This window comes from Vibrio sp. V23_P3S9T160, assembly GCF_963886625.1.
Classification (GTDB): domain Bacteria; phylum Pseudomonadota; class Gammaproteobacteria; order Enterobacterales; family Vibrionaceae; genus Vibrio; species Vibrio anguillarum.
Genome location: NZ_CAWPDB010000051.1, coordinates 1 through 4,990, shown reverse-complemented (window position 1 = coordinate 4,990; position 4,990 = coordinate 1). Strand labels below are relative to the sequence as shown.

The following is a 4,990-nucleotide window of genomic DNA, read 5'->3' as shown; positions in this document are numbered from 1 at the left end:
TCTCTACAGTACCTATTCGCAATAATCCTCAAGGTCGATCAACGGTTTCAGGTTTTTCAATTAACCATGAGTACGCAATTTTCCATAGAAAGACGGAGCAAGTGAAATCAGTCGGTCGTCTACCAAGAAGTGATTCGCAAAACCAACGGTACAATGAAACTGATGAGAATGGTTTAAAGTTCCTTTGGGAGAATTTTAGAAAAACAGGTACGGATTCAAGCCGAAAGGATAGACCAAAACAGTATTATCCTATTGTTGTCCAAAACGGACGTTTAGAGATCCCAAGTATGGTATGGAACGAGGCTAAGAATGAGTGGGATTATGACTTAGCAACGTCTGAATCTGCCGTAGTTGTTTTACCGAATGATTCAACTGGTACCGAAAGAGTTTGGAAATGGGGAATTGAGCGTGCGCGAAAAGAGCTTGCACACCTTAAGTATGAGAAAACTAAAGATCGGTATGAAATTTATAGACGTAATTATCTTAACGATGAAGGAAAATTGCCAGGGACTTGGTGGGATGATGCGTCATACGCTGCTGGTTCGCATGGAACCAATCTTCTGTCATCTATGTTTACTCGTGAAAGGTTATTTTTATTTCCAAAATCTTACAAGGCTGTTGTTGACTGTCTTAAAGTAGCCGGAGCAAATAGGCATAGCTTAGTTTTGGATTATTTTTCTGGTTCAGCAAGTACCGGTCACGCTGTTGTAGTAATGAATGATGAGGACGGTGGTACAAGAAGCTCTATTCTTGTTGAGCAAGGAGAGTATTTTGATTTGATCACAAAACCACGAATGCTCAAATGTTTATTTGCTTCTCAATGGAAAAATGGTCGCCCTCTTGTTACGAGAAACAAATCAAGCATTACTAAAGTTGTAAAAATAGAAAGCTATGAAGACACCTTAAACAACATTTCTTTGACTAAGAAGAATGCTGATTTATTTGAATTGATTTCTTCCGAGGCATCAGACGACTATTTATTAAAATATATGCTAGAAGAGGAAAGTAAAGGTTCATTGCTGAATACAGATAACTTCCGCAAACCATTCAACTATGAAATGAATATCGCCACTGACTCTGCTGGTGCGACAGAGCGTAAGCTGATTGACTTGGTAGAAACTTTTAATTTCCTGATTGGTTTACATGTTAAGTCGATTGAATCGAATATCGAGCGTGGCTTTGTTCGTGTTGAAGGGACTTTACCAAGTGGTGAGCGTACCCTTATTTTGTGGCGCGATTGCGACAAAATTGGTTATGAAAAACTTAATGATTACGCTAACCGCTTTGATCTGTATGCCAAAGAGCAGACTTTTGATGTGATTTACATTAATGGCGACCACAATTTGCCAACGGCATTTACGGTTGATGGTGACGACGGCGAAGTGTTACGTAGCTTAAAACTCCGTCAAATTGAGCCGGAATTCCTGAGCCTGATGTTTGCTGAGGAGATTTAAGCATGGCCCGTTCTCCACAAAAAGCTGCGTCTACTGGGAAAGCAGTAAAAAAACAAAGCAATAGTAAATTAAGCTTCCATAAACAACTGGTGCTTAACCGTTTTATGTTTCGCTTTTTCAAAGATGGGACTTTGCAAGGTTTAAAACTACGTTTAGGCGAAGACCGTTTTGAAGGCATTCATGAGGATGGACAAAGCTTGTTCTTCCATGAGTTGAGTAACTATCTCTTTGAGGTCGATTTAATCGACCTTGATGAGCTGCGTCGCTACGACTTGAACATTGTTAAGCATTGGCAACAGATCACCGAACATCGTAACCGTAAAGAAGATACGGTACTGAATATGAAGTATTTCCAGTACTTGTCTCTCTTGTTTACAGAAATTTATCTCGACTGGCACTTCAACCGAAAACAAGAGCTGTTGAATGGACTGAATCGTGAGCTTGAAACTTACAATGTAGAAAACAGTAAAACAGCGAAAGACAGAGCTAATCAGTTTAGACAGTATATTTTGGATGATTTGAACAAGCTGGCATTTTGGAATGCTACGGGTTCAGGTAAGACGTTGTTACTACACGTCAATATTTTACAGTATTTGCACTATTTTCAAGATGGTAATACCAGCCATTACCCTGACAAGATCATTCTGTTGACACCGGATGAGCGCTTGTCACAGCAGCATATGAATGAACTGTATGACTCAGGTTTTTCTCATATTCAGTTGTTTGATAAATCTAAGCCAACACCGTTCAGAGGCACGATTGAAGTTATTGATATCAATAAACTTGCAGATGAAATGGGCGACAAAACGGTAGCGGTTGAAGCTTTTGAAGGTAAAAACCTTGTACTCATTGACGAAGGCCATAAAGGTACAGGTACTGCTGCTGGTGCTTGGATGCGTCGTCGTGACAAGTTGACCCGCGATGGTTTTGCCTTTGAGTATTCTGCCACCTTTGGTCAGGCTGTTTCCGACGGTAAAACGGTTGATTCAGTTGAAGCGGATATCAAAAAGAAGAAGGCTAAAATGCTGTTCGAAACGACAGCTTTAGGTAAGTTAACTGAAGAGCAGTTGGCACAATTGGAATTAGATACTGAGGAGCAGCGTGACGCTCGCATTCAAGCAACACGCGAAGTGTATGGCAAATCAGTGCTATTTGATTACTCGTATAAATTTTTCTACGAGGACGGCTATGGAAAAGAGTCATTAATCCTTAACCTGAACCCAGCGCAAGATAAACAAGATGAGCGACGTTATGAGTACTTCACTGCGTGTTTGCTTAGTTTTTACCAGCAGCAATATTTGTTCACTAAAAACAAAGACCAGTTAGCTGAGTTCAACATTGAAAAACCACTTTGGGTGTTTGTGGGAAACACTGTTGGCGGTGAAGATTCTGATATTCATGCGGTATTGCGCTTTTTAGCTTGGTTCTTGAATAATGAAGTACAAGCTAAAGCTTGGATAAAAGATCTGGTGGATAATAAAGCGCGGATTCTGGATACCAAAGATAGGAATATTTTTGAGAAGCGCTTTATAGCTTTGATGAATGGTCCTGAAGATATTTATGCCGATATTCTGGCCAAGTTATTCAACACAACTCATTCAGGCCAGCGTCTTCGAGTATTAAATCTGATAGGTAGTAAAGGTGAGTTGGCGCTTCAGGTTGGCGAAGCTGCGCCATTTGGTTTGATTAACATTGGTGATTCACCTTCGCTTTATAAGATGTGTGAAGAGGACGCCACCTTTGATTATCAAAGGGATGATTTTGCTAAAACCTTGTTTCACACTCTGAATGACAAAGACTCCAAGCTGCATATCTTGATTGGTTCACGTAAGTTTACCGAAGGTTGGAGTAGTTGGCGTGTATCAACTATGGGCCTATTGAATATGGGACGCGGAGAAGGTTCGCAGATCATTCAGTTGTTTGGCCGTGGTGTACGATTAAAAGGTCGCGACTACTCGCTAAAACGCAGCACGCCGGGTCAACGGCCAAAAGGGATTCATTTAGATAAGCTTGAAACTTTGAATATTTTTGGTGTCCGTGCCGATTACATGGCAACGTTCAAGCAGTATCTCGAAGACGAGGGGATTACTCCTAGTGATGAAATATTAGAGCTGAATTTTGAAACGCGTCCTAACTTACCGGCAACCAAGTTAAAAACGCTAAAGTTAAAAGATGGGTATAAAGATAATCAGAAACACGGTTTTAAGCGTGTTCATTATCCTGAGCTATATCAGGTTCCCGCAGAGTTTGAAGGGAAAATTAAACTTCCCCATGTGAAGTTAGACCTGTATCCAAAGCTTGAATCCATTGATACAAATAGAAAAGGCGACAACACGCCCGTAAATGTTCGATTTGAAGGTAAACTCGACTATAAAGTAATTTCTGCATTTGACTTTGAGCGCTTATATCTTGCAGTTCAGGATTATAAATTGCAACGAGGTTGGTCAAATCTTCGTCTTGATAAGCACCGATTAATGAATTTCTGTTTGGGAAATAGTGGTTTTTCCAACAAGTGGTACACACTGCTTATTCCGAAATCAGAGCTAGACATCAAGCAATTTTCTGATGTTAAGAAGCAAGAAGATATTATGTTGCGCCTGTTGCTTGACTATACAGAGCGATTTTATAACGCGTTGAAAAATGCTTACGAAGGACAGTTCTATCAGGTAACGCAAGTCCAGGAAGACGATCCTGGCATGATCAAAATGTATCATTTTGAAATTGAGGAATCGGATGACGGCTTAGATTATGCTCAGCGATTAGAACAATTGCAGGATATCGTTGCTAAAGGGGATATTGGCAAAGCTAAAGAATGGAATGCCCCGGGAATGGTGGCAGTGACTTTTGACAAGCATTTGTACTATCCACTTCTCTCGATTGAAAAAAATGCTGACTTGCCCTTAAAAATGCGACCTATGGCATTTGATGCGCCAAGTGAAATTACTTTTATTCAAGATTTAGAGGCATTTATTGAAACACCAAAAGGCCAGGAAATCATCGGTGATAAGAGCTTATATCTTCTACGTAACGCTGATACAAAATCAAAAGGATTAGGATTTGCAACTGCGGGGAATTTTTATCCTGATTTTCTATTATGGCTAGTGGATGATAAAACGGGTAAGCAATGGCTTAGCCTTATTGATCCCAAAGGTATTCGAAACCTGAATTTAGATGACGCTAAGTTTGGTCTCTATAAAGAGATCAAAACGTTGGAACGCAAACTTAACGATGAAAGTCTGTCTCTCAGCGCGTTCGTTGTATCTTCTACGGAACATCGTGACTGATCCGCCCCAGCAGTTTTGGACACTGAGTTAAGTGAGTACAATCACTAACGAGGTGAACAATGACAACTAAGAAAACTAGAATTAAACATTCCCCTGAATTTAAAGCAGAAGCCCTGAAGTTAGCAGATAAAGTGGGAGTAGCTGCGACAGCAAGACAGCTTTCTTTACACGAATCTCAAATCTACGGGTGGCGGAAGAACTCGAAGAAAGACACCAGTACTAGTCAGCGAGAGCAAGAGCTAACCGCAGAGG

2 protein-coding genes and 1 pseudogene are annotated in these 4,990 nt (G+C 40.5%); all 3 read left to right on the top strand.

Features of this window, described 5'->3' with window-relative positions:
• Window positions 1-1,454, top strand: a pseudogene (locus AACU59_RS03095) (site-specific DNA-methyltransferase); the annotation flags it as partial.
• A gap of 2 nt (window positions 1,455-1,456) precedes the next feature.
• Window positions 1,457-4,738 carry a DEAD/DEAH box helicase family protein gene (locus AACU59_RS03090; RefSeq protein ID WP_237666634.1) on the top strand — a complete coding sequence of 1,094 codons (3,282 nt, stop codon included), beginning with the start codon at window positions 1,457-1,459 and terminating at the stop codon, window positions 4,736-4,738.
• A 59-nt stretch (window positions 4,739-4,797) separates the two neighbouring features.
• The coding region (locus tag AACU59_RS03085; protein ID WP_161437766.1) for a transposase at window positions 4,798-4,990 on the top strand (193 nt) is incomplete at its 3' end.

Coding starts and splice junctions, on each gene's coding strand:
- AACU59_RS03090 (WP_237666634.1), top strand. CDS start 1,457: ATGGCCCGTTCTCCACAAAAAGCTGCGTCTACTGGGAAAGCAGTAAAA.